The 24,102-nt window shown below is 68.1% G+C and carries 21 protein-coding genes; 14 read left to right on the top strand and 7 right to left on the bottom strand.

Translation table 11 applies throughout. From position 1 onward, the window contains the following. Positions 1-236 precede the first annotated feature (236 nt). Positions 237-1,367: a DUF2382 domain-containing protein gene (locus EV193_RS03325; RefSeq protein ID WP_130342426.1), complete on the top strand. Its 1,131-nt coding sequence runs from the start codon at positions 237-239 to the stop codon at positions 1,365-1,367. 140 nt (positions 1,368-1,507) lie between these two features. Here EV193_RS03325 and EV193_RS03330 read toward each other — a convergent pair whose 3' ends face one another. Further along, positions 1,508-1,837: a hypothetical protein gene (locus EV193_RS03330; RefSeq protein ID WP_130342427.1), complete on the bottom strand. Its 330-nt coding sequence runs from the start codon at positions 1,835-1,837 to the stop codon at positions 1,508-1,510. A 215-nt stretch (positions 1,838-2,052) separates the two neighbouring features. Between EV193_RS03330 and EV193_RS03335 the strand changes: the two genes are divergently transcribed. The 3 genes from EV193_RS03335 to EV193_RS03345 all read left to right on the top strand — a co-directional run bounded on the left by EV193_RS03335 (position 2,053) and on the right by EV193_RS03345 (position 4,362). Next, entirely contained in the window at positions 2,053-2,433 is a 381-nt protein-coding gene (locus tag EV193_RS03335; RefSeq protein ID WP_130342428.1) for a hypothetical protein, read from the top strand. Next, on the top strand, positions 2,430-3,311 hold the full coding sequence (locus EV193_RS03340; protein ID WP_130342429.1) for a hypothetical protein: 882 nt from the start codon (positions 2,430-2,432) through the stop codon (positions 3,309-3,311). The genes EV193_RS03335 and EV193_RS03340 overlap by 4 nt, the downstream gene beginning before the upstream one ends. A 139-nt stretch (positions 3,312-3,450) precedes the next feature. Further along, positions 3,451-4,362, top strand: coding sequence for an aminoglycoside phosphotransferase family protein (locus tag EV193_RS03345; RefSeq protein ID WP_130342430.1), 912 nt, complete (start codon positions 3,451-3,453; stop codon positions 4,360-4,362). Positions 4,363-4,842: 480 nt separating this feature from the next. On the opposite strand, the gene radA is transcribed toward EV193_RS03345, so the two are convergent. Further along, entirely contained in the window at positions 4,843-6,219 is a 1,377-nt protein-coding gene (gene radA, locus EV193_RS03350; protein WP_423202129.1) for a DNA repair protein RadA, read from the bottom strand. A gap of 89 nt (positions 6,220-6,308) precedes the next feature. Between radA and EV193_RS03355 the strand changes: the two genes are divergently transcribed. The 3 genes from EV193_RS03355 (at position 6,309) to EV193_RS03365 (ending at position 10,142) form a co-directional block, all read left to right on the top strand. Further along, on the top strand, positions 6,309-8,492 hold the full coding sequence (locus EV193_RS03355) for a heavy metal translocating P-type ATPase (protein ID WP_130342431.1): 2,184 nt from the start codon (positions 6,309-6,311) through the stop codon (positions 8,490-8,492). A 37-nt stretch (positions 8,493-8,529) separates the two neighbouring features. Beyond that, positions 8,530-9,018: a winged helix-turn-helix transcriptional regulator gene (locus EV193_RS03360; RefSeq protein WP_130342432.1), complete on the top strand. Its 489-nt coding sequence runs from the start codon at positions 8,530-8,532 to the stop codon at positions 9,016-9,018. A 185-nt stretch (positions 9,019-9,203) separates the two neighbouring features. Next, positions 9,204-10,142, top strand: a complete 939-nt coding sequence (locus tag EV193_RS03365) for an N-acetylglucosamine kinase (RefSeq protein WP_130342433.1) — start codon at positions 9,204-9,206, stop codon at positions 10,140-10,142. Here EV193_RS03365 and EV193_RS03370 read toward each other — a convergent pair. After that, positions 10,089-10,778, bottom strand: coding sequence for a DUF3159 domain-containing protein (locus tag EV193_RS03370; RefSeq protein ID WP_242613107.1), 690 nt, complete (start codon positions 10,776-10,778; stop codon positions 10,089-10,091). The two genes, EV193_RS03365 and EV193_RS03370, sit on opposite strands and share 54 nt — an antisense overlap. 176 nt (positions 10,779-10,954) lie before the next feature. On the opposite strand from EV193_RS03370, the gene EV193_RS03375 reads away from it, so the two are divergent. Then, a complete protein-coding gene (locus EV193_RS03375) occupies positions 10,955-11,746 on the top strand; it encodes an SGNH/GDSL hydrolase family protein (RefSeq protein ID WP_130342882.1) in 792 nt (263 codons plus the stop codon). On the opposite strand, the gene EV193_RS03380 is transcribed toward EV193_RS03375, so the two are convergent. After that, entirely contained in the window at positions 11,747-12,175 is a 429-nt protein-coding gene (locus EV193_RS03380) for a hypothetical protein (protein WP_130342435.1), read from the bottom strand. It lies immediately after the preceding gene. A 194-nt stretch (positions 12,176-12,369) separates the two neighbouring features. Between EV193_RS03380 and EV193_RS03385 the strand changes: the two genes are divergently transcribed. The 5 genes from EV193_RS03385 to EV193_RS03405 all read left to right on the top strand — a co-directional run bounded on the left by EV193_RS03385 (position 12,370) and on the right by EV193_RS03405 (position 18,461). Then, positions 12,370-13,071, top strand: coding sequence for a Crp/Fnr family transcriptional regulator (locus EV193_RS03385; protein ID WP_207222468.1), 702 nt, complete (start codon positions 12,370-12,372; stop codon positions 13,069-13,071). A 97-nt stretch (positions 13,072-13,168) separates the two neighbouring features. Further along, a complete protein-coding gene (locus EV193_RS03390) occupies positions 13,169-13,891 on the top strand; it encodes a Crp/Fnr family transcriptional regulator (RefSeq protein WP_130342436.1) in 723 nt (240 codons plus the stop codon). 169 nt (positions 13,892-14,060) lie between these two features. Then, positions 14,061-14,660, top strand: coding sequence for a hypothetical protein (locus EV193_RS03395; RefSeq protein WP_130342437.1), 600 nt, complete (start codon positions 14,061-14,063; stop codon positions 14,658-14,660). Next, positions 14,653-17,034 (top strand): hypothetical protein, encoded by a 2,382-nt coding sequence (locus EV193_RS03400; RefSeq protein WP_130342438.1) that lies wholly within the window; start codon positions 14,653-14,655, stop codon positions 17,032-17,034. Before EV193_RS03395 ends, EV193_RS03400 begins: the two co-directional genes overlap by 8 nt. Positions 17,035-17,108: 74 nt before the next feature. Continuing rightward, on the top strand, positions 17,109-18,461 hold the full coding sequence (locus EV193_RS03405) for a DUF4407 domain-containing protein (protein WP_165401199.1): 1,353 nt from the start codon (positions 17,109-17,111) through the stop codon (positions 18,459-18,461). Here the strand turns inward: EV193_RS03405 and EV193_RS03410 are convergent. Beyond that, positions 18,458-18,727, bottom strand: a complete 270-nt coding sequence (locus EV193_RS03410) for a hypothetical protein (protein WP_130342440.1) — start codon at positions 18,725-18,727, stop codon at positions 18,458-18,460. The two genes, EV193_RS03405 and EV193_RS03410, sit on opposite strands and share 4 nt — an antisense overlap. Positions 18,728-18,960: 233 nt before the next feature. On the opposite strand from EV193_RS03410, the gene EV193_RS03415 reads away from it, so the two are divergent. Beyond that, positions 18,961-19,791: a helix-turn-helix domain-containing protein gene (locus EV193_RS03415; RefSeq protein ID WP_207222469.1), complete on the top strand. Its 831-nt coding sequence runs from the start codon at positions 18,961-18,963 to the stop codon at positions 19,789-19,791. 368 nt (positions 19,792-20,159) lie between these two features. On the opposite strand, the gene EV193_RS03420 is transcribed toward EV193_RS03415, so the two are convergent. Beyond that, a complete protein-coding gene (locus EV193_RS03420; RefSeq protein ID WP_130342442.1) occupies positions 20,160-21,020 on the bottom strand; it encodes a hypothetical protein in 861 nt (286 codons plus the stop codon). Between the two features lie 225 nt (positions 21,021-21,245). Further along, positions 21,246-24,050, bottom strand: coding sequence for an AfsR/SARP family transcriptional regulator (locus EV193_RS03425; protein ID WP_130342443.1), 2,805 nt, complete (start codon positions 24,048-24,050; stop codon positions 21,246-21,248). Positions 24,051-24,102 lie beyond the last annotated feature (52 nt).

A 24,102-nucleotide genomic window follows, 5' to 3' on the forward strand; every position in this document is an offset into this window, starting at 1 on the left:
CGTACATCTTTCGGTACGCCGAACTGTCATCATTCGCGATCAACGCCTCACCCGTGTGAGTGAGAGCCAGGGTTAGACCCAGGTTGCGGCGGGAACCGCCCAGAGTGACGGTGAGCAGGTCAAACATGGTGGCAGATGTCGCGCTGCGAACGTAGGAGCGACACGCCATCGCACGTGAAGACGGCATCTCGCCGTGAAAGTCAGCGAACGCCGCTAACACGGGGAAGGCGATAAGAATGACCAGTGCGATGAAGCCCCAGGATTTGATTGGGAGCGAGGTCTACGACACCGACGGCGAGAAGATCGGCCGGGTCGGAACGGTCTATGTCGGCGAGGACTCGCACGAACCAGAATGGGTGACGGTGAAGACGGGGCTGTTCGGCCACCGGGAGAGTTTCGTTCCGCTTTCCGGCGCGTCCAACGCCAAGGACGGGCTGCACGTCGGCGTGCGCAAGGAGATCGTGAAGGACGCACCGCACGTGGACGCCGAGGGGCGGCTGACCGAGGACGAGAGCCGCAACCTCTACGAGTACTACGGCATGCCGATCCAGCGTGGCAGCAAGCCGCCGACCACGGGCAAGACCGGCACCGACGACATGTCGGGCACCTCGTCCGGGACAGCCGGGATGGCTGGCATGGCCGGCGGCACGGCAGCGGGCATGGCCGGCCGGAGCACGATGCCCCGCCAGCAGTCCGACACCAAGGCCGACCTGGCCGGCCAGGCGCGCTCCGGCGCGTCGCCGGGGACCATGCCGCGCACGTCCCGCACGGACATGGGCACCACGGACAAGACCATGGCGGACAGGTCCACGGCGGACACGAGCGCGATGGGCGGCACCGTGTCGCCGATGACGGGCCGGGCCAAGTCCGACAGCAGCCGGGGCACGCACGCGATGCGCGACTCCGACCGCACCGACCGCATGTCCACGTCGGACAGCGCGGCGAGCAAGCCGCACACGATGATCCGCTCCGAGGAGCGGCTCGACGTCGGGACCGAACAGGTCGAGAGCGGACGGGTGACGCTGCGCAAGTACGTGGTGACCGAGCAGCAGCAGGTCACCGTGCCGCTCAGCCACGAGGAGGTGCGCCTGGAGCGTGAGCCGATCTCCGAGACCGACCGCACGGCCGTGGCGAAGGGCAGCGCGATCGGCGAGCAGGAAGAGGAGATCGTCCTGCACGAGGAGCGCCCGGTCATCCGCAAGGAAACCGTTGCGGTGGAACGGGTTCGGCTCAACACGGAGACGGTGACCGAGGAGCGGACGATCAACGACCAAATCCGCAAGGAACGCATCGAGGTCGACGATCCGACGCACCACTCGAAGGACACCGGCAAGCACGGCACCACACCGCCGCGCGGCGGGCGCTGACAGCACGCGAGGCCAGCGCGGCACACCGTGCCGGACCGGAGCACCACGCGCCCCGGTGCTTCGGTCCGGCGCGCGTGTTGAGTGGATCACCGTTGGGCGGTCCCGCGGCTCCCGATGCCACGGGACCGCCCGACGGGCTCTCACCTGCCGGCGCGCAACAGCTCCAGCACCGTGTCCGTCTTGCTGTCGAGCACGTCGAACCGGCCTTCCAGCCGGTCGAACTTCTTATCCAACGAGTCGAGGCGCTTGCCGTGCTCGGTCACCGTCGCCTGTACGTCGCCCACCGTCGCCTGCAGCTCGCCCAGCGTGATCTGCATGGTGCCCACCGAGACCTGCAGGTCCGCCAGCGAGACCCGCACGGTGGCCACTGACGCTTCCAGGCCGGCGACCCTGGTCTGCACGTCGCCCACCACCACGTACACGTCGTGCACGTCGTTGACGAGCCGATTCACCACGCGGTCGAGTTCCATCCGGTTCCTCACTGTGTACTCCAGTCGGTCGTGCGCCGGCGTCGAGTTTGCCAGCGCGAGAACAGGTACCCCAAGCTTCGCGGGACGACAGGCGGCCTGGCGGAGGTGAACGGCGATCTGTGGATAACCCGGAGGTTGTGGGTAACCTGTGGATCACCGCGCGAAATGTCGGGTTCAGTACCCGTGAGCGCGGCGCACGGTGCAGTCTTACCGCCATGAGCGTTCCGCAGGACAACGCGCCGGCCGGGCAGGACCCGCTCGCGCAGGTCACCCTCCGCCCGAGGACGTTCGCCGCGATCCTGGCGATCGCGGCGATGATCGTCGGCCTCGTGCTCGCACTGGTTCCGATGAGCGTCGCCGGGCCCGACCCCGCCGACTCCCGGTCGATCAGCTGTGGCAACGTGCTCGGCGGCCCCGAGGCCGACCGGCTCGCCGACGAGTTGAAGAGCACCGACCGCTCCGTCATCGTGTCCTATGTGGACATGTGCGAGCGAGCCGCTGGAAACCGCGGCACCACCGTGACGCTGCTGTTCTTCGGCGGCATGATCGGCGGACTGTGGCTGGGCGTCGTGCGCCGAGGACGCCGCGACAAGTGACCCGAAAACCGTTCCGGCGTCAGGGTTTCGCCGTACTCGCGATGATCGCCGCACTGGCCGCCGGCTGCTCGGAGGAGGCCACCGGCCCCACCCCGGCCGAAGAGCTGGCGGACTACCTCAAGCCGATGCGCGACATCTCGCCCTGCGCGATCCTGGCCGCACCCGCCGTCGCCCAGCTCGGCACGCCCAACCGGCGTCCGGAGCTGAGCGAATCGGGCAAGTGCACGGTCAGCGTGCGCGGGCAGAACGAGTCGCTGCACCTCACTGTCGACGTGATCCGCGAGATCAACCGCGACAGCAAGGCCGTCGACATCGGCGGGCCGTCCGCGGTGGTCGGCGGCAGCTACTGCTACGTGATCGTGCCGAAGGTCGAGCACACCTCGCACAACAGCACTCGCAAGTACGGCATCGGCGTCACCGTCAACCACGGCGACGACCGCACCTGCGAGTTGACCAAGTCCCTGGCACGAGGCCTCAAGGACGTGCTGGTCAACCCGCCGCGGTACGGCCCACACGATCCGGATCCGTTCGGCGGGCGCGACCCGTGCCCGCCGGAGTGGCTCGCCACGCAGTACTCGACGACCAGCATGGTGACCAGGAGCCAGCTCGGCTGGTGCTCGGTGTCCGGCGAGTGGACCGGCGTCGGTGTGCACTTCATCGTCGACCGCAGACCGGTCACCGAAGGGGTCGACGCGCAGATCGGGCGGTTCCGCGGCAAGCTCGTGCCTGGTGAGGACAGCTGCACGGCACGCTGGGAGGTCGGCCGGGTCGGAGAACAGATCGCCATCGTCGAGGCCTCGGTCAGCCGGCCGGAGGTGCCGCCCTGCGAGGCCGCGCACAACTTCGCCAACACGATCGCCGCGATCGATTGGCGCTGACCCGGTCAACCCGCCTGGTCAGGCGCGTCCTTGTCCGTACGGCACGATCCGGCGTCATGCCGGGAACGCCGGGCCGTCACACCGTTGTGAGGCCCGCACCCGGTCGGGGGGTGCGGGCCTCACCGGTAACGTGCCGTTCGTGCGTGCCGATCTCGTTCCCGCCACGTTCGCCCAGCAGGTGTCGGAATACGAGCCGGAGCCGGACATCGCCGGCGCCGACTGGATCAGGACGCTGCCGTCGCTGGTCGACGAGTGCGTCGAGCGCTGGGGCCTGGAGATCGACGGCCCGCCGCGGCATGGGTACGTCGCGCTCGTGCTCCCGGTGCGCCGCGACGGCGAGCCGGCCATGCTCAAGATCAGCTGGCCGCATCCGGAGGCGGAGCACGAACATCTCGCCCTGCGCGCGTGGGACGGGCACGGCGCGGCACGGCTGCTGGCCGCCGATCCGTCGCGCTGGGCGATGCTGCTGGAGCGGCTGGACGACTCCAGAACCCTTGCCACACAACCGGTCGAGCGCTCCTGCCAGGTGATCGGCGAGCTGCTCGGTCGGCTGGCGATCCCGGCGACGCCGAAGTTCGAGCGGCTGTCGGCGTACGTGGCGGACCTGCCGGAGGAGTTCGCGGAAGCGCGCGAGGTGCTGCCGCGTCAGCTCGTGGACCGGGCGATCGCGCTGGTCGGCGAGCTGACTCAGGACGACGCTGTGGACTCGCGGCTGGTGCACATCGACCTGCACGACGAGAACGTGCTGGCCGCCACCCGCGAACCCTGGCTGGCGATCGACCCCAAGCCGCTGGCCGGCGATCCGGCTTTCTGCGTCGCCCCCGCGTTGTGGAACCGTTGGGGCGCCGCGGTTTCCGGCGGTCGGGCGCACCACGAGCTGCGCCGCCGCCTGGAGATCATCTGCGACGCCGGCGGGATCGACGCGGACCGGGCGCGCGCCTGGACGATCGTGCGGCTGGTGGACAACGCGTCCGGCGGCGGCACCGGCCCGGAGGGCCACGACTGGGCCACCGTCGCGGTGACGATCATCAAGGCGATGCTCGCGCCCTGACCTGCGCCTCCGCTGTGGCCGAGGGACTTTAGCGGGCTAAAGTACGCCAAACATGAATGGAGCGATCGCTAAGTTTCGGACATCGAGGCGCGTGGCGGGGCCCGCCGAGCACGGCAGCGCATCCGACCAGCAGATCGGCCGTCAACCCGTTAAGGCCATGCAAAATCGTTGCGTGGCAACGGGTTCAGTCGTTGGTGGCGATCACAAAGCGATGCTCGCGCCGTGCAGGTGCCCACTACAGCGCCGAGCCGTACCTGCAACAACCTCCACCTATTTCGCGTCGCCCGACCTGCTGCTGACCTGCGCCTTCGCTGTGCCGAGGGACTTTAGCGGGCTAAAGTACGCCGAACATGAATGGAGCGATCGCTAAGTTTCGGACATCGGGGCGTGGAGCGGGGCGGCCGATCGCGGCGGCGCATCCGATCACTGGATCGGCGGTGGGCTCGACAGGACGAGTGAAGTCGTTGTGGGGCAACGGGTTCAGGCGTTGGCGGCGATCATCAGGGCGGAGGCCAGGTCGGGGACCTCTTTCACGCGCATGCCGTCCGGGATCTTGCCCGAGTCGCGAGGCACCAGCGCGCGCTTGAAGCCGAGCCGCGCCGCCTCGGCCAGCCGCGACCGCACCCCGGCCACCCGCCGCACCTCGCCGGCCAGCCCGACCTCGCCGAGCACCACCAGATCCGGCGGCAGCGCGAAGTCCCGCGCGGCGGACGCCACGGCCAACGCCAGCGCCAGATCCGCCGCCGGCTCGACGATCTTCATACCGCCGACCGTCGCGGTGAACACGTCGGCGTCGTGCAGTTTCAGCCCACCACGCCGCTCCAGCACCGCCAGCACCATCGCCGCCCGTGCCGAGTCGAGCCCGCTGACCGCCCGCCGCGGGTTGCCCAACGGCGAGGGCGACACCAGCGCCTGCACCTCGCCCAGCAGCGGCCGTTTCCCTTCCACCGTAACGGTTATCGCCGTCCCGGGCACCCCGGTGTCACGCTGGTTCAGGAACAGCCCAGACGGATCGGGCACGCCGACGATCCCCGCCTCGACCATCTCGAAGCAGCCCACCTCGTCGGTCGGCCCGAACCGGTTCTTCATCCCGCGCACCAGCCGCAGCGTCGAGTGCTTGTCGCCCTCGAAGTGCAGCACCACGTCCACCAGATGCTCCAGAACCCGTGGCCCCGCAACGGATCCGTCCTTGGTCACGTGCCCGACGAGCACCACCGGCAGCCCGCGTTCCTTGGCCAGCGCGACCAGCGCCGCGGTCACCGCGCGCACCTGCGTCACCCCGCCGGGCGTGCCGTCGATCTGCCCGCTGGACATGGTCTGCACCGAGTCGACCACGAGCAGCCCCGGCTTCACCTCGTCGACGTGCCCGAGCAGCGCCGACAGGTCGCTCTCCGCCGCGAGGTACACCGCCTCGTGCACCGTGCCCATCCGCTCGGCCCGCAGCCGCACCTGCCCTGCCGACTCCTCCCCCGTCACGTACAACGCCGGACCGGACTCGCCATCCCTTGCCGCCCAACGGAAAGCGACCTCGAGCAACAGCGTCGACTTGCCCACGCCGGGCTCCCCGGCGAGCAGCACCACGGCACCCGGCACCAGCCCGCCGCCGAGCACGCGGTCCAGCTCGGGCACCCCGGTCTGGCGGGCGCGCGCGGACTCGACGTCCACCTCGTCGATCCGCCGAGCGGGCGCGCTGGGCGCACCGGCGGCCACCCGGGCCAGCGCCGCCCTCGGCACGCCGACCTCCTCCAGCGTCCCCCACGCCTGGCACTCCGGGCAGCGACCGAACCACTTGGCCACCTCGTGCCCGCACTCGGCACACCGGTAGCCGGCTCGCTTGGCCCGCACGCTCTTGGTCACACCAGCGGACAGTACTGCCGGGGTCCGACAGACCGCCGCCGCGACACCGGTAGCGTGACTGGTGGGGGCCTGAGGATTCACGGAGGGCCATGTCCACCTCGACGACACAGTCCGCACACAGCGTCGAGCTCGACATCGGTGGGATGACCTGCGCCGCGTGCGCCGCCAGGGTCGAACGCGCGCTGAACAAGCTCGACGGGGTGCGCGCCGCGGTCAACTACGCGACCGAACGCGCCAGCGTGCACGGTCCCGTCCCGGTCGACGGCTTGGTCGCCACGGTCACCAAGGCCGGCTACACGGCCGCACCGAGACGCGCCGCCGGCGATGACGACGGACAGGCGGCGCACACCGCGAAGGTGCGCGATCTGCGCCGCCGGCTCGTCGTGGCCGTCCTGCTGGCCATGCCGCTGGGCAACCTGTCGCTCACCCTCGCGTTCGTGCCGAGCCTGCGTTTCCCCGGCTGGCAATGGGTTTGCCTGGCACTGGCCACGCCGATCGTGGTGTGGGCGGCCGCCCCGTTCCACCGCGCCACGCTGCGCAACCTGCGGCACGGCTCGTCCAGCATGGACACGCTGGTCTCGCTCGGCGTGATCAGCTCCTACTGCTGGTCGCTCGGCGCGATGCTGCTCGGCACCGCCGAGTCGAACGCGGTGTACCTGGATGTGGCCGCCGGCGTCACCGTGTTCCTGCTCGCCGGCCGGTACTTCGAGACGCGTTCCCGCCGGGGCGCCCTGGACCTGCTGACCGCACTGGATGCGTTGGCAGCCAAGGACGTTCGGGTGCTGCGCGACGGCGTGGAGACCGTGGTGCCGATCGGCGAGCTGGGTGTCGGCGACGAGTTCGTGGTCAAGCCGGGCGAGACGGTCGCCGCCGACGGCGTGGTCAACGGCGGCGCGTGCACGGTGGACACCAGCGCGATCACCGGCGAGCCGGTGCCGGTCGAGCTGGCCGTGGGCGACGAAGTGATCGGCGGCAGCGTCAACCGGGACGGCCGGATCGTGGTGCGCGCGACCGCCGTCGGCGCGAAGTCGCAGCTGTCCCAGATGAGCGCGCTGGCCGAGCGCGCGCAGGAGCGCAAGGCGTCGGTGCAGCGCCTTGTCGACCGGGTGTGCGCGGTGTTCGTGCCGGTGGTGCTGGTCATCGCGGTCGGCACCCTGGCGGTGTGGCTGATCGCGGGCAACACGTTCGCCGAGGCGTTCCCGGCCGCCGTCTCCGTGCTGATCATCGCGTGCCCGTGCGCGCTCGGACTGGCCACGCCGACCGCGCTGATGGTGAGCGTGGGCCGCGGCGCGCAGCTCGGCATCCTGATCAAGGGGCCCGAAGTACTGGAGAGCAGCAAGGGCATCGACACGGTCGTGCTCGACAAGACCGGCACGGTGACCACCGGCGAGCTGACGTTGACCGAGGTGCTGCCGCTGGCCGAGTTCTCCGCCGACGAGGTGCTGCGGCTGGCCGCCGCCGTGGAGGCCGGCTCTGAGCATCCGATCGCCGCGGCGGTCGTCGCCAAAGCCGATGCGCACCCGAAGGCGGACGGCTTCGCCGCGCTGCCCGGGCTCGGCGCGAAGGCGACCGTCGACGGACACGCCGTGCTGGTCGGGCGAGCACGAATGCTGGCCGAGCACGACGTGCCGGTCGAGACCGCCACGGAGGCGATCACCAAGGCGGAGAGTGCCGGCGCCACGGTGGTCGCGGTGGCGCGGGACCGCGAGGTGATCGGCCTGCTGGTGCTCGCCGACGAGGTGAAACCGTCAGCGAAGGCGGCGGTCGCGGAGCTGCACCGGCTCGGCCTGCGCACGATGTTGTTGACCGGCGACAACGAGATCACCGCGCGTGCGGTCGCCGACGAAGTCGGGATCACCGACGTGCGGGCCGGGGTGCTCCCGGCGGACAAGGCGGGCGTGATCGCCGAACTGCGCGAGGGTGGGCACCGGGTGGCGATGGCCGGCGACGGGATCAACGACGCGCCGGCGCTGGCCACCGCGGACGTGGGCCTGGCGGTCGGCAGCGGCACGGACATCGCGCTGCGCTCGGCCGACATCATCCTGGTGCGCGAGGACCTGCGTGTCGTGCCGGACGCGATCATGTTGGCGCACCGCAGCTTGCGCACCATCCAGGGCAATCTCATGTGGGCGTTCGGCTACAACATCGCGGCGATCCCGCTGGCCGCCGCCGGCCTGCTGAACCCGTTGATCGCCGGCGCGGCGATGTCGCTGTCGTCGGTCCTGGTGGTGTCCAACAGCATGCGGCTGCGCAAGTTCACAGGTTCCCGCTGACCTGGTGGGGCCGCGGTACCCCGGTTAACCTCGGACGATGCGGAGGACCTCGTTCGCTCGCTGGCCGTGCTCCATCGCGCGGACCATGGACCTGCTCGGCGATCAGTGGACGATGCTCGTGCTGCGCGAGTCGTTCCACGGTGTGACCCGGTTCGGTGATCTTCAATCCGCGCTGGGGATCGCCCGCAACACGCTGACCGAACGGCTTGATCGGCTGACCGGAGCGGGCCTGCTCACGCGTCGCCGCTATCAGACCAAGCCCGCGCGCTGGGAGTACGTGCTGACCGAGTCCGGCCGCGACTTCTACCCGGTACTCACCGCGATCATGGGCTGGGGCGACCGCTGGCTACAGGCTGACAAACCGCCGGTTTCCTTGCGGCACAACGGATGCGGGCAACACACGCACGCCAAGGTGGTCTGCGCCGCATGCGGCGGCGACCTCGCCACGGACACTGTCATCGAGCAACCTGGACGCGCACGTGAGATGTTCTCGCGTCCCAGTCAACCGCAGCCAAGGGGAACGTGACGCAACCCAGCCACGGTGCCGACGCGACCGCAGTTATCCACGAAAGGCACCCATTACCGGGAAATCGCGGGGAGGCGGGCTAGACATAAGGAACCCGCTCCACCGAGGGGGTGAGGCGGAGCGGGCTGTACTCCACATTACTCCATACGGAGTAGCGCCGCTCGGGGGCGGGTAGCGTGTCGGCCGTGACTGGCTACGTGGTCGGGGTCGATGCCGGTGGCACCTCGACGAGAGCGCTCGTGTTGGATGCCGAATCCCGCGAGGTCGGGCGAGCCGTCGAGCAGGGCGCGAACCCCAATTCCCATCCGCCGGCGCACGCCGCGAAGCGGATCTCCGAGGCGATCCGCGCGGCACTCGGTTCGCTGGTCGCGGCCGACGTACGCGCGGGCGTGGTGGGCATGGCCGGCGCGAGCAAGCTGTCCGATCCGGCGATCGCGGCGCTGTTCGACGAAGCATGGCGGGACGTCGGGCTCCAGTGCCCCGTCCGGGTGGTGACCGACGCCGAGGTGGCCTTCGCGACGGCCACGGCTCACCCGGACGGGACCGTGCTGATCGCCGGTACCGGCTCGATCGCGGCCAGGATTACCGACCACCGGCTGAACGGGCTCGCCGGCGGCTACGGGTGGCTGCTCGGCGACGAGGGCTCGGCGTACTGGCTCGGCCGCGAGGCGGTACGGGCGACGCTGCGTGCCGTGCAGACCGGTGCGCCGCTCGACGCGTTCGCCCACGCGGTGCTCGCCGAGGCAAACGTGTCCACTGTGGACGATCGAATCCTGTTGTCCCGCAAGCTGATCACGTCCGCGAACGCCGAGGCGCCGATCCGGCTCGCACGGTTCGCGCCGCTGGTCAGCGAGCACCAGGGTGACCCGCTCGCCGCGGACATCGCCGATCGCGCGGCGGCCGCACTGGCCAACACCGTGCGGCTGACCCGCTCGCCGGACGAGCACACGCCGGTGGTCACCGCCGGCAGCGTCGCCTCCCCCGATGGCCCGGTCGGCGCGCGGCTGCGCGAGCACCTGGCCGGCGAGGAGGTGCTGTTCGCCGCGGACGGGCTCGCCGGTGCGGCGTGGCTAGCCGCGCTCGACGGCTTCGCCGGACTCGCCAAGCACCCGGGGGTGACGTAGTCCGGGGTGGCCGTCGGGCAACGTGCGGCGCAGCACCCACGCGCTCCCGGCGATGGTGAGTGCGACTAGAGGCCAGGACAGCGCGACTCGTGCGACGCCGAGTGTCACGACCGCGCCGGAGGACCAGAGCACGAAGTAGACGGCGACGCGCAGTGTGTACTGGCCGAACACCCACACCCAGCTCGCCAGCGAGTACGCGCGCAGCAGATCGGGATCGCGCCGCCAGCGCGCTTTCTGGCCGAGCAGCACGCCGACCACCACGCCGAGCAGCGGCCAGCGGATCAGGATGCTGAACGCCCAGGCCAGCGCGCTCGCCACGTTCGTCAGCAGTTGGATCAGGAAGAAGTCCTGCGCGCGCCCGGTGTAGACGGCGACGAGTGCGGCCGCGCCGACGGCGGCCACACTGATCACGACGGCGGCCAGCTTGTCGCCCCGCACGACCCGGAAGGCGCCGATGATCAGGCCGACACCGACCGCGACAGCGGCACCGACCGCGATCGACCTGTCGAACGCCAGCCAGCCGACCACGAAGGCGAGCGGTGGCAGGGTCGCGTCCAGGGCGCCGCGCCGTCCGCCGAGCAGCTCGCCGAGCGACTCGGATCGGGTGTCGTGCTGGACGGTCTGCTCCTGACTCACGACACCAGCCTGCCTCATGCCGAGTGGGTTAGGTAGCCCTAACGGTGCGCCTGACTATCACGGACCGTCACATGATCTCCGTGAGGGTAACCGACGGTGGCGTAGGTGGGAATATTCAGGGCATTCTGTGCGATCTAGGGAGCGGGCGGATGACCGGGGAACAGGGAGGGGCGACGGTGCGCGGGCCGGATAGCTGGGTGGCCATCGGGGACAGTTTTACGGAGGGGCTCTCGGACCTCTCCGCGGATGGGGTGAACTACGTCGGGTGGGCCGACCGGCTGGCAGAGATGCTGGCCGCTCGCAACCCGGCGTTTCGATACGCGAACTTAGCTCTGCGCGGCAAGATGCTGCAGGAGATCATCGACGAGCAGTTGCCGTTCGCCATGGCCGCGAAGCCGGATCTGGTCACGATCTGCGCCGGCGGCAACGACGTGGTGACGCCGGGCAGCGACGTCGACTGGGTGGCCGACAAGTTCGAGCAGGCCATCGCCGAGCTGGCCGCCGCCGTACCGACCGTGGTGATCTTCACCGGGCCGGATCCGAAGGCGCTGCCCCTGGTGCGCACGGTGCGCGGCAAGGTCGCGATCTACAACGGACACGTGCGCGGGATCGCCGATCGGCACGGCGTGAAGCTGGTGGACCTGTGGTCGATGGACGTGCTGCACGACCGGCGTGCGTGGAGCGACGACCGGCTGCACTTCTCCGCCGAGGGGCACCGCCGGATCGCGCTGTGCCTCGCCGAGATGCTGGGCATCCCGATCAACGCGGACTGGCGTCAACCGTGGCCGCCCGCGTCACCCTCACGGTGGCTCAGCTCGCGGCGCGACGACCTCAACTGGACGCGCACGCACCTGCTTCCCTGGGTGCGCCGGCAGATCCAGGGCACCTCGATGGGTGACGGCCTCGCCCCGAAGCGTCCCGAGCTGACCCCGTTGGCCGACGAGCGAGCCCGGCGCGAAATGGCGTGATCAGGCGAGGAGCCCGATGCGGGCCTGCTCGACGTGGTCGGCCGGCATGATCACGATCACGGTGTTGCCGGCGATCTCGGTGACCATGCCGGTGTGATCGCGGTATTCCAGCGCGGTCAGGGTGCGTGGCTCGCCGGCGATGTCGATGGTTCGGCGCGTGGTGCGCTCGACCTCGTGCTTGCTCGCGGCGGAGGCGACGAACCCGGTCAGCGTGCTGGCGCAGAGATCGTGCGGGTCGGTGACGTCGTCGCGGATGGTGCGCGCGAGCGCGACCGGCAGGTCGGCGCGGACGCTCTGCACGTCGACCGACCAGGGCCGGCCGTCGATCTCCCGCAGCCCGAACCGGTGTGACGCCCCCACGTCCGGCAACTCCACGATCGCGACCGGCGCCCCGAACCGGGACAGGATTTCGGTCAGACCAGGCAGCACGCGTTCCAGGTTACGGCGGCTCCACTTTTCAGACGTCACCCGCGTGATTGATCGGCGGCACTAAATCAGCCCGACTCAATTCCGCTGACCGCTTGCCGACAACGGCCGACCATTCGCCGTGCCCTCTAGATCTTGAGTCGCCATGTGTGCATTCTGTGTGTGCATCGACCACGCAACAGCACCTGGGGGTGCGCGTGAACACTGCGACACCGGGTTCGTTCCTCGCGCAAATCGGCCTGGACTCCTGGAACTACCTGCAAGAATTGGGGACCCCAAGATCGTGTGAAGGAAACGAGCTGCTGCTCAGGCACGGCGATCCGGCGACACATGTCCTGTTGATCATCAACGGCTGGACAAAAATCGCGATAACCGCTCCATCCGGGTACGAAGCCGTGTTGGCGATCCGCGGACCCGGCGACATCCTCGGCGAGTTGGCCGTTCTCGACGGCAAGCCTCGCTCAGCCGACGTACGGACACTGTGTGACATCAAGGCGATCCTGTTGCCCGCGGACCGCTTCCGCGCAGCGCTCGAAACACGACCAAAGATCGCGATCGGCCTGCTCTCGCATCTGAGCGGCCGCCTGCGACGGGCGGACAATCGGCGCCTCGAACAAGCGGCGAACAGTTCCACCGAACGACTCGCGGCGTTGCTGCTTCGACTCGCGGAAGAACACGGGACGCCAACGCCGGACGGTACGGAGATCTCCGTACGCCTGTCGCAGCAGGAGCTCGCCGGTGCGATCGGCGCCTCCAGGGAGGCAGTCGCCCGATCGCTGCGAATACTTCGCGAACGACATGTCGTGGTCACTCGTAGACGCCGTCTGGTCCTCACAACGCCGGAAGTGCTGATCTCGATGGCCGCCAATGTGTCATTTGACGCAGAAGAACAGTTCTGAACGACATCGCACAGCCGAGATCCACACGGCACCGTTGATGTCGCACGTTTCCGAACCTCGCACACATTCCGAGGTCTGACATTTGAAGGGAGTGCGTGTGCGCGACTATCGAAGCTTCGCCGCACGCTTGTCCGGTGCGGAGTTGACCGTGCTGTACGCCTGCGGGCGGCCGGTCAGCTACCAGCGCGGCGATCAGCTCATGCGCCAGGGCGAGCGCGGCGAGTGCGTCATCGTGGTCCGCTCCGGCCTGGTCAAGGTCACCCGCACCGACGACACCGGCAGCATTCGCCTTCTCGGCGTACGTGGGCCCGGTGAACTGCTCGGCGAGATGTCCTGCCTCGACGAACAACCCCGTTCGGCTTCGGTGGTGGCGCACAACGAGGTCTACGGCGTCAGGATCGCGGGCAAGGAGTTCCTGGACTACCTCTATCAGCACCCGAGGGCAGCGCGAGAGGTCACCTGCCAGATGGCGTCGCGGTTGCGGGCGGCCGAGCGGCACCAGGAGGCGATGGCCGCCGGGGGCGTCGATGGCCGGGTGCTGTGGATCCTGTCCGACATGTCCGAACTGTTCGCGCCGAACGGCGCCCGCACCGCGGAAATCCCGCTGCACCAGCACGAGCTCGCACAGCTCATCGCCACCGCTCTGATTTCGGTGCAGCGGTCGTTGCGCGTGCTGCGCACCAACCGGCTCGTGACGACCCGCCGCGGGCGGATCGTCGTTCCGTGCGTGCGCTGCCTGCGTCGCGCGGCAGTGGTCCGAGAAACCGGCACCGAGGCCATCAATAGACGTTGTGCGGACCCGGACTGCTGCTCAGGATGACGCTCATCTCGCGACAATCCGATTACAAAGGAGCCTCTGGTTGACTCCCCTTGCCGTTTCACGCTCAGTGATCAGTTCAGATGTTGTCGGTTCAAGCTCAGGCGACCGAAGCCGATCGCTGTATCTCGATAAAATGCACAAAGCAGTTCTCGAAAAGGCTCTCGCATCCGTGGACGACCCACGCTATCCCATCGCAAAGTCTTATCTGCGCTTCGATGGCGACAGCGCGACTATCGCGGTCGACGCGGATGTGGCGCGCTCATGGTTGTTGGGCGATTTCATGCTCCGCGAGATCCCCATCGTGCTGGCAGAGGTGAACAAGGCCGCCAACGAGCAGCACCGGCTTCGACTCCGCGTAGCCGTCGCCCATGGCGAGACCGTGGTCACACCGCCTTTCGTGGGAGGCGACGCGGTGCGGCGGGCGGCGCGGCTGCGGGACGCGACAGCTCTGCGCGACGCGATGACGAATACTCCCGACGCCGATCTCGGGCTGATACTGGCCGACGACTTCTTTTCCCAGGTGGTCAAGCAGGGCGAGCGAGGGCTCAGTCGCGAGGCGTTCAAGCCAGTAGACGTTCAGGTAAAGGACTTCACCGAGAGGGGCTGGATTCACATGACTACCGAGACTCGCAACGAGACAACGCAACAAATCTCTGCTATGGGAGCCTTCGCTCACCTCCAGAAAATTTCGGAGAACTTCAACTACGTCGAGTATGTCAACTCGGACTACGTCAACTTCGGTGTTGTGAACAACCGTGACGATGGCTGACAAGAACCGCAAGATCGCTGAGGCCATCACCATCATCCTGAACGCCAAGATCAACAACGGCTCGTTCGGGGTGTCTGACCACGGTGCGGCCGGTCAGCCTCGCAGAGAGACCGGTCTTCTGGACGAGCGCGACGTGGAGCGTGCGTTGGCCAACTACGTTCGGCCGGAATGTCAGCGAGCCGCCGCACAGGCGTTGGCGATGGATCACGTCGTCGTGCTCACCGGCCGCCGTGGGTCCGGTAAGCGGGCCGGTGCCATCTCACTGCTGAAGGACCTCACGCGAGAACCACTACGCACGCTGTCACCGGTCATGACCGTTCACGAACTGGCCGGATACGAGTACAAGGCCGGCCACAAGTACGTCGTCGTCGATCACATCGACACCGCGACAGAGCCGGACACCGACTTCGCATGGAACCGTGTACGGGACGAGGTGCGGAAGGCCGGCGCGTTCCTCGTGGTCTCGCGGGCCGCGCCGGTCGAGGTGGACGTCGTGACCACGGTGCGATGGAAGCCCCCGCCCGCCGAGGCGATCCTTCGCGCACATCTGCCGGACGACGACAACGCGGTGCACAAGCTGCTGCGCGTACTTCCCGACGACTGCGCCATGGCCCGCATCGCCGCTGTGGCCGCCGAAGTGGCGGCGGGCAAACCCGTGGAAGAAGCGGTGGACAACCTCGACATCGACGCCGCCGACGTCGTGCGGGCCTGGTTCGACGGCCGCACGCGTGCGGAGATCATCGACGTCACCGCGCTGGCTTTCGCCATGGATCTGCCCGCGAGGGACTTCGAGGCCAGGCGCGCGGCGCTCGACGCCGAGGTGCGGACCCGGCTGCCTGGTGAGGGGCCGCCGGCCGCCGGCGGGCCGACCCCGACTGCCGCGGCGGACAGCCTGACCGTCGTCGACCCGGCCACCGAGACGCGCCGATTCGCCCGACCCGTCTACCACGGGTTGGTCCTCGCGGAACTCAGCGCGCGGTGCGCCGACCTGTATTGGGACGCCGTGCGGGCGTGGCTGCACACGATCGTCGGCGAGACCGACTCCCCGATCGCGCGCGGCCTCGCCAAGCTCGCCACCGCCGACCTGACCAGGGTCGAGCAGACCTACCTGGAGCCCTGGTCCGCGGGCGAACTCGGTTGGCGTGGGCAAACGACAGCGGCCCTCGTCGTGGCGATGATGTGCTTCGACGCCGCCCTGGTTCCCGTCGCGCTTCGGATCGTCAGAGGTTGGGCGCAGCACGGGTCTGCCACACAGCGGCACACCGCGGCTCTGGCACTCAGCACGGAGATCGGGGTGCGCTACCCCGACGACTCGGTGAAGGAGATCTGGCGGCTGCTCGAGCGGAGTTCCGCCAGCGACGAGGACACCTACATCGAGGCGATCGCGAACCTGTTCGCCGTGCTCGAACGCGAGGGCGACGACGCCGCGGTCGTGCTCACGCTGCTGGAGCGGCTGATCCGAGAGGCGGCCACGATCCCGTTGTCCAGTCGGGCGCGAGATCTCGCCGTTCGATCGGTGATGGCGGTACTGGCGGTCCGCGACCTGTCCGACGAAGCCGACCTGGCGATGCGCACGTTCATCCGCGACCGACCGGACGAGAAGGATCTCGCGATCAGCATGTGGGACATCGTGCTGGACAATCCGGAGCAATTGCGAGCCGCCTTCGACTCGATGCTGGGCGCTATTCAGGGGCTCGACGGGCACGAACTCGGCGATATCCGCGAGAAGCTGCAAACAATGCAGACACGCCGGACCGAGCAGACGGTACGCACTCCACAAACGGGCAGCCATTATCCGGCGAATGGGCCTGATCCTGACCTCGACGCCAAGACGAGTCAATACCCGATCGTCGACCGGCGACTTCTCAAGTCGTCGCCATTACGGCGCCTACGTGGCTTTCTCAAGCGCTTTCGTGCGGTCGAGCTGCCGGTACCAGCCGCGCATGAGGCCCTTGTCTACGAGACAGGTGACGACTACGTGCTCGATTCCACCGGCAGCCTCACACACACCGACACCACTGTCGCACGAGCGAAGCGGGTAAACGTGATCGACATGACGGAGGCCAAATCCGTGACCGTGCCGGTCACCATTGGTTCAATGGACGCGACCCCCTTTCTGGTGAACGTCAGATTCGTCTGCTCGGTACACGACCCGGTCAGGGTCGTCATGGACGGCATCGACGATGTGACACGCCCGCTGCACGGCCACCTCGCGAGTCACCACCGCCTGTTCGATCTCGGTCTCGCCCACCCGCGATCGGAGGCGGACCACGTTCGCCTGAGCGTGTCCGCGCAGGTCCGAGCACTGTTCGCGGTGCGGCCGCCGGCACTGCCAGGCCTTCGGGTCGACGTCGTCGGCGTCGACGTGGCCTGATCAGCCGAGCTTCTCACAACACTCATTTCCGAGACTTCGCAGAAAGCGTGAAACACATGTCTACCGAGTCCCACGTGGACGCCGAAACCCGCGCAGGCCGCCCGGTCGCGCCAGATCTGTCCTTCAAGCGACGGGTTCGCCGAATCATCGGCATTCGCGAACAGGTAATGGACTGGGTCCCCGAAGAGCGCCCGCGCTACACCAAGTTGGCGGTCATTGTCCTCATCACCGGCGTCATCAGCGGGCTGTCCATGATGATTATCACCACACGGCTGTTCACCGGCTGGTGGACGTTGCTGGCCGTGTTCGTGGCCGTGGGATGGGGCTACGCCATTCTCATGATCGATAGCTGGCTCGTCTCCAGTATGCACGGCGGGCGTGCCAAGGTACTCACCTGCCTGCCGCGCCTCCTGATCTCGATTCTCTTGGGGGTCGTGATCGCGGAACCAGTCGTCGTCTTCATCTTCCGGCCGGCGATCGAACAGGAGGTGGCGGACAAACGCAATGCGGAACTCGCGACCTTCAGCAGTGCATGGAAAGCGTGTAATCCCCCTACTGGCGAAGTCATTGGCAGGCCCGAGTGCGCCGACCATCACCTGAACCTCGCGAGTTCGCTGACAGCGCTGCGCACCCACCATGACAACCTCACGGCGCAGCGAGACCAACTGAGGACGGACGTCGCGAGCAATCTCGCGCGCTGGGATCAGTTGGAACGTCTCGCCCGCGCCGAATGCAAGGGCACTCCCGGCGCGGAGACGACGGGCGTTGCCGGCGAGGGGCCTGAGTGTTCCCGCAACCGGGTCGTGGCCGACCAGTTCCGGCGCGGTACGAGGCTGGACCAGCGGCAGGCCGACCTCGCCGACATGGACCGCAACCTGGTCGGGCTCAAGGACGCCGTCAAGCAGGCGGAGAACTCGTACGCGACCGATGTCGAGTCGGCGATCGCGGCGAAGATCGGCGAGTGGAAGGAAAGCAGGAAGACCACCGGGATCCTCGAAGAGCTGGACGCACTCGGCGAACTGGCCGACAAGAGCACGCCGGTCAACGTCGCGCACTGGGTGCTGCGTCTGCTCCTGGTTCTCTTCGACTGCCTGCCCGTGCTCACCAAGTGGCTGAACGGGCGCACGGCCTACGACAAGGCCATCTCGCGTGAGATCGAGACGAGTCGGAAGCTCCACGAGGAGCACCTGACGCGGAGCCAGAAGACCGACGCGACGATCTGGGACGCACACCACACGCGAGTTCAGCAAGAGCATCGCGGCCAGCTGCATGCGATGGCGGAGGAGGACAGGCGCGCGAAGCGACAGCGCGAGCGAGCGCTCGACGAGGAGATCGAACGAGTGGCCGACGAGTTGCGCCGCGAGTCCGCGTGGGATCTGCGACCGTCACGAGTGTCAACGGAGGGCGGGGCCGGGCCCCAGACCTAGGCGGCCTCGTCGAGCATTCGTCGCGCGCAATTCACCATGGCCGGGATGGGGCCGTACCACTGGTCGAAATCCCGATCGCTGACATAGCGGATGACAGACGCCGAGTTGTCGAGGTACACGAACACGCCGAATTGCTGGCCCAGGACATAACACGTGCCCCACAATGCGATGTTGCTCAGCGGTCGCTCCTCCCAGCGCCATTCGTCGCCGAGCCGGCCGAGGTCGGGGCAGCGCTCAATCGCCTGCCGGCGGGTGATTGACCCCATCGGAATCCCCTTCTTTAAGCCGATCGAGTGGAAGCGGCCGACGCGGGTGCCGGCGGGGCACATTCACACCGCGTCGGCCGCTCTCTTGTGCTACCAGTTAGGGGTCCCCTCCGAACTGGTCGCCCACCAAGTCACGCCGGTCACGGCTTGTTTCCGCAAGTTGTCAGGGCATACTCCGATGGGGTGATCTTAAGATGCGCCGTAGGGTGTGGGGCGTGGGTGACACTGCGGGCATGCCGCGCACTCGAGCGCTTGCCGCAGCGCTCCGCAAGGAGATCGAGGCCTCCGGCATGGGAGTCCGTCGAATAGCGGACATCCTCGGGCTGTCGCACACAACGATCTCCCAGTGGCAGAACGGAACGCGGGTGCCGTCCTCCGAGAACGTGGCGGCGCTGCTCGCGGTGCTCAGGGTCACCGGCGACCGTCGCGAGGACATCATGGACCTCGCCAGGGCGTCCACCGACCCAAACTGGTTAGCACCACGGTCGGCCGTTCGGCTACGCCCCATTCACGAACTTGAGCGTGCAGCCACTGAAGTCATCGCTTGGGCACCGCTACTCATTTCTGGTCTATTGCAAACAGAGGAATATGCCCGTGCCATCGTCGACTGCGACAGAACTGCAAAGCCTGACGAGATCACTACTCGCGTCCAACTTCGCACAGCTCGACTCGCTGCACTAACACGGGATAGGAATCCGCCCGCCAACGTGGTCATCCTGCTTGGAGAAAGCGCGTTCGGTCAAGTTTTCGGCGGCCACGATGTGATGATCACTCAACTCTATCGGATTATTGAGGAAATCAAAGGATCAACCACGACCACACGGATCGTGCCATTCGGTACAGGATGGCATCCTGGGCTGAACGGGCCGTTCCTCATGTACAACTTCGACCAGATGCCGTCGATTGTCTTCCGTGAGAGTTACCGCAGGTCAACGTTCCTCTATGACAAGGACGACGTCGCCGACTACCAGGACGCAGCCGTCGAGGTCCGGAGCTTGGCGTTGTCACAACACGAATCGGCAGCCTTCGTCGCCAACATAGTCAGGAGGTTCGAGACAGCGTGATGGGCATGGCGGTGGCTGGGGCCGCTGGATGCGTTGCGGGACAGCAAAAACCCGGGCCAAGTGCTCACCTTGGACACAAGAAACCTTGTCCGGGCCATCAGGAAAAATGACCGGCCGGCACTCCCCCACGAGGTGCCGGCCGGTACATCTTGACGGCACTCCCCCTTTACAAGTGCCGCCCCCACAGTGGTGTCCCGATCCCGGACACCAGCGCTCTCTTGATCAGCGCGGCGCAATCTTGGCAGTGTTCCCCTCGCGGGGGCTAAATGTTTCCTAAACCACCAAGGGCGTCCGAACCGGCACAGAACGCAGCAGCACGATGATCACGCAGTGCGGTCACCCGTGCACGCGGCGCTCCCGGCCAACCGTCAGTCGACGACCTCGACCAGCGACTGATCGCTGAAACTCCACCGCAGCCACAACGTCGACTCGAGCCCCCAGTAGGTCGGAGCGACGATCCCGCGCCTCGACTCGAAGTACAAGCCCTGCGTCGCCGCGACAGCGCGGGCCGTCATGTGGACGGCGTCGACGTCCTCGGCGATCCGCGACCAGTCGGGGTAGGTCAGCTCGCCCGTCGAAACGGGATAGGACTCGACCAGCTCGACCCACTCCGTCGCGCTGGTGATCTCACGGACCACCACCCCGGGTCGCGGCACGACCGACCACACGTGCCACGGCCGAGGATGCAGCGTGGAATCTCGATTGAGGTCGAGATAGATCCGCCACATGCCCTGAGTCCCGAGCACGCCTGTCGACGTGAACAGACCGACGCCGAACGGCTTCGTCGCCGGCACCATCTCGGCCGGCTCCACGAGCTTTTCTCCATGAAGGACGGGATCTGTTGGCGGGAGACCCGAAATCCCGCCCTTCGCTATCCAGTACTGCGAGCCGAGTAGCAGATCCTCCACCGCGATCTCCGGCACGGATTCGCACAGCCTGTTCACGAGCCGCGACTTGCCGATGGTGATGTCCGCATCAGCGGCCGACACCGGAGGAATTGGCGTTCCATCCTCGGACATGCTCGCGACATTAGTGATCTTGTCCACGACATCGATGAAGTACGTCAAATCCGTAATCGCCAAGTCTTCGGCATGAGCAGTTCTCAGGCCGCACGAAGACTGGGAATCAGCCCCACTTCGAAGATGGCTGCTCACCGCTGCCGATGCGAACCCGCCCTGGCCGCCATCATCCAATAGCGGAATTCGCTCGGACAGCTTCGCCCACGTCACGGCCACAACACTAGCAGCCCAGCAATAGTTTCGGACTCGTTGCCGATGGCGCAAACTGGTTGCCAGAGTAGTTCTCCGTCCTCGATTGCCACAGGTTCAGCGACAGCGGTTCCGGCGCCAAGAACCCCAAGCAATGCCGCAGCTCCGGTAATGGCGAGCACGCTGCCCCGTTTTCCGATATTCCCCACATCAGTCTCCCCATTGACTGTTTCGTGGCCAAATTCCCTATGTCCCGAGAGCGTCCAACTCGGCACGGACAGCAGCGGCTCGGGGCTGCTTCAACTCGGTGTACAGCTCCAGCGAACGCAGCCACTGCTCGCGCGCACCGTTCAGGTCCTGCCGAAAGGACAGCACCTGCCCGAGCACTTGCCGCGCGAACGCTTCCTGCAGGGCGAGCCCGGATTGCGTCGCCTCCAGAACTCCTTGGCGCGCATGGGTTTCCGCCTCGTCGACGCCACCGGTTTCGAGGTACAACTCCGCCAGGTTGACCAGCGCGAACAGCTCGAATCCGTGCTCGCGCGTCTGTCGATACAGTTCCAGCGCCGCCCGCTGCGGGCCGATCGCCTCGGCCGGCCGGCCCAGCGCCTGTTCCATCTGCGCGATGTTGTTCAGCAGGTTCGCCTCGATCGCCTTGTTGTCCGTCGTGCGCACCAGGACCAGCGCCTCGCGATATCTGAGCATCGCGTCCTCGGTCCGCCCCTGCCCGTACAGCGCGCTGGCCACCGTGTTGTAGCCGATCGCCATCAACAGCGGATCCCGTAGATCGATCGCGATGGCGAGTGCGCGCTCCGCGTCGGTCAGCGTCTGGTCGGACATCGCGAACCGGCTGTACGCCGAACACCGGCTGACCAGCATCCAGACCTCGCCGACCGGATCGCCGGCGGCCCGCGCCGACTCCAGGCCGAGCTGGACGAGCGACAGCCAGTCGTCCAGCCGCGACCGCACCGCCCGGAAGTCCTGCGCCACCCGCGCGATCTTCCACACCTCGGTGTGCCGGCCGTGCTGGCGCGTCACCCGCAGCACCGCGAAGATGTTCGACCACTCGCGCTCGAACCAGTCCAGCGCGTCGTCTGCCTCCGGCATGTCGGGCGGCACCAGTTGCGGGTAGTCCTCGGCCGGCGTGAGCCCGTCGAACACCGGCCGCAGCAGGCGTCGCGCGTGATCACCGGCGACCAGGTAGTAGTGCGCCAGCCGGATCAGCGCGGCGTCCCGCACATCGGTGCCCAACTCCGCGGTGGCGAGCCCGCCGGCGTGCAGCCGCACCAGGTCGTGCATCACGAACGTGTCCGGACTTTCCTCTGTCACAAGGAAAACCGCCGCGAGCGCACGCAGCCGCCGGCGCGCGTTGGCCGCGTCGATCGAGCACAGCGCGGCCACCGGCAGCGGGCTGATCACCCGGCCGGGGAACAGCCCGAGCATCCGGTACGTGCCGGCCATCGCCGGGTGCAGCGCGCGATAGGTCACGTCGAGCGCTGCCCGCACGCTGGTGTGCGCGCCCTCCACGTCCAGCGCGCCGAGCCGGGTGCGCTCGTCGGTCAACTCCTCGATCAGCTCGTCGACCGACCACTGTGGACTCGCCGCCAGCCGCGCGCCCACGATGCGCAGCGCCAGCGGCAGCCGCCCGCACAACTCGACCAGCCGCCGCCGTTGCTCCAGGTCCGCCACACCGTCGGCGAACCGCGCGGTCTCCTCGATGATCCGCAGCGCGGCGTCCGGCGGCAGCGTGCCGAGCAGCAACAGCCGCCCGCCGTCGGCGACCAGCCCGTCCAGCCGCACCCGGGAGGTGACCAGCACCAGCGACCGCGAGCCGGCCGGCAGCAGCGGGCGCACCTGCGCGGAGTCGCGCGCGTCGTCGAGCACCACGAGTACCCGCCGGTCGGCCAGCAGCGACCGGTACAGCGCGGCCCGGTCGTCCAGCGCGACCGGCACCTCGTCGGCGGCCACACCCAACGAGAGCAGAAACTGGGTGAGAACCTCGGCCGGATCGACCGGCGGGTGCTGCGGGTCGAACCCGCGCAGGCTCACGTAGAGCTGGCCTTCCGGGAACTCGGCGACCACCCCGCGGCCCCAGCGCAGCGCGAGCGAGGTCTTGCCGACCCCGGCCGGCCCGGCCAGTACGGCGATCGCCACGGTCGAGGAGTCCATTGTGGACAGCACGTCGTCGAGCCAGGCCAGCTCCGCGTCGCGCCCGTTGAACCCGGGCGGAGTGGTCGGCAACTGGGCCGGCACGAGCGGCCCGACCCGTTGTGCGCCAAGGGTTTCCGGCAACAGTGTCACGTCGTCGGCGAGCACCCGGGCCTGCAGATCACGCAACTCCGGCCCCGGATCGATACCGCGCTCGTCGGCCATCCTTCGGGCGAACCGCTGGTAGGTCTCCAACGCGGACGCGCGCCGGCCGCAGCGGTACAGCGCGAGCACGAGTTGCCCGGCGAGCCGCTCGGCGAACGGGTGATCCTCGAGGTGCTCGGACAGCTCACCGACCAGCTCAGCGTGCCGGCCCAGCTCCAGGTCGGCGTCCACCCGTGCCTCCAGCACGGCCACTTTCAGCTCCACCAGCTCCGGTGCGCGCACCCGGTCGGCGACATCGGCGAGTGCCTCACCGCGCCACAGCCGCAGCGCGTGCCGCAGCATCTCGGCCCGCCGCGCGGCCGGCTCGCGGCGCGCGTCGGCCAGCAGCCGCTGCGCCCGGTGCCGGTCGATGCGCGCCTCGTCGACGACGAGTTGATAGCCCGGACGGCGGGTGACGATTCGCGCGCCACCGTCCTCCGGGTCGTGCGCGGTCAGCCGCTGCCGCAGACGGGAGACATAGCCCTGCACCATGGTGCGCGCCGTCGCCGGCGGCTCGTGTGCCCACAGCACGTCGACGATCCGATCGATCGCCACCGTGCGGTTGGCTTCGAGCAGCAGCATGGCGAGAACCGCCCTGCTTCCCCGGTCCCCCATCGGCACTTGCCGGCCGTCCCGCAGCACCTGGATTGGTCCGAGCAGGCAGAACTGTAGTCCCGCTTCCTGCTCTCCGTCCCCAGGCATGTTTCACCCCCAGCTCCCACGTCCGTCGAGCCCCCAGGCCCCCACCTCGAAG

The sequence above is a fragment of the Herbihabitans rhizosphaerae genome, assembly GCF_004216555.1.
In the GTDB taxonomy this organism is placed as follows: domain Bacteria; phylum Actinomycetota; class Actinomycetes; order Mycobacteriales; family Pseudonocardiaceae; genus Herbihabitans; species Herbihabitans rhizosphaerae.

Coding starts and splice junctions, on each gene's coding strand:
- EV193_RS03355 (WP_130342431.1), top strand. CDS start 6,309: ATGTCCACCTCGACGACACAGTCCGCACACAGCGTCGAGCTCGACATC.
- EV193_RS03325 (WP_130342426.1), top strand. CDS start 237: ATGACCAGTGCGATGAAGCCCCAGGATTTGATTGGGAGCGAGGTCTAC.
- EV193_RS03410 (WP_130342440.1), bottom strand. CDS start 18,727: ATGGGGTCAATCACCCGCCGGCAGGCGATTGAGCGCTGCCCCGACCTC.
- EV193_RS03400 (WP_130342438.1), top strand. CDS start 14,653: ATGGCTGACAAGAACCGCAAGATCGCTGAGGCCATCACCATCATCCTG.
- EV193_RS03415 (WP_207222469.1), top strand. CDS start 18,961: ATGCCGCGCACTCGAGCGCTTGCCGCAGCGCTCCGCAAGGAGATCGAG.
- EV193_RS03425 (WP_130342443.1), bottom strand. CDS start 24,050: ATGCCTGGGGACGGAGAGCAGGAAGCGGGACTACAGTTCTGCCTGCTC.
- EV193_RS03330 (WP_130342427.1), bottom strand. CDS start 1,837: ATGGAACTCGACCGCGTGGTGAATCGGCTCGTCAACGACGTGCACGAC.
- EV193_RS03335 (WP_130342428.1), top strand. CDS start 2,053: ATGAGCGTTCCGCAGGACAACGCGCCGGCCGGGCAGGACCCGCTCGCG.
- EV193_RS03360 (WP_130342432.1), top strand. CDS start 8,530: ATGCGGAGGACCTCGTTCGCTCGCTGGCCGTGCTCCATCGCGCGGACC.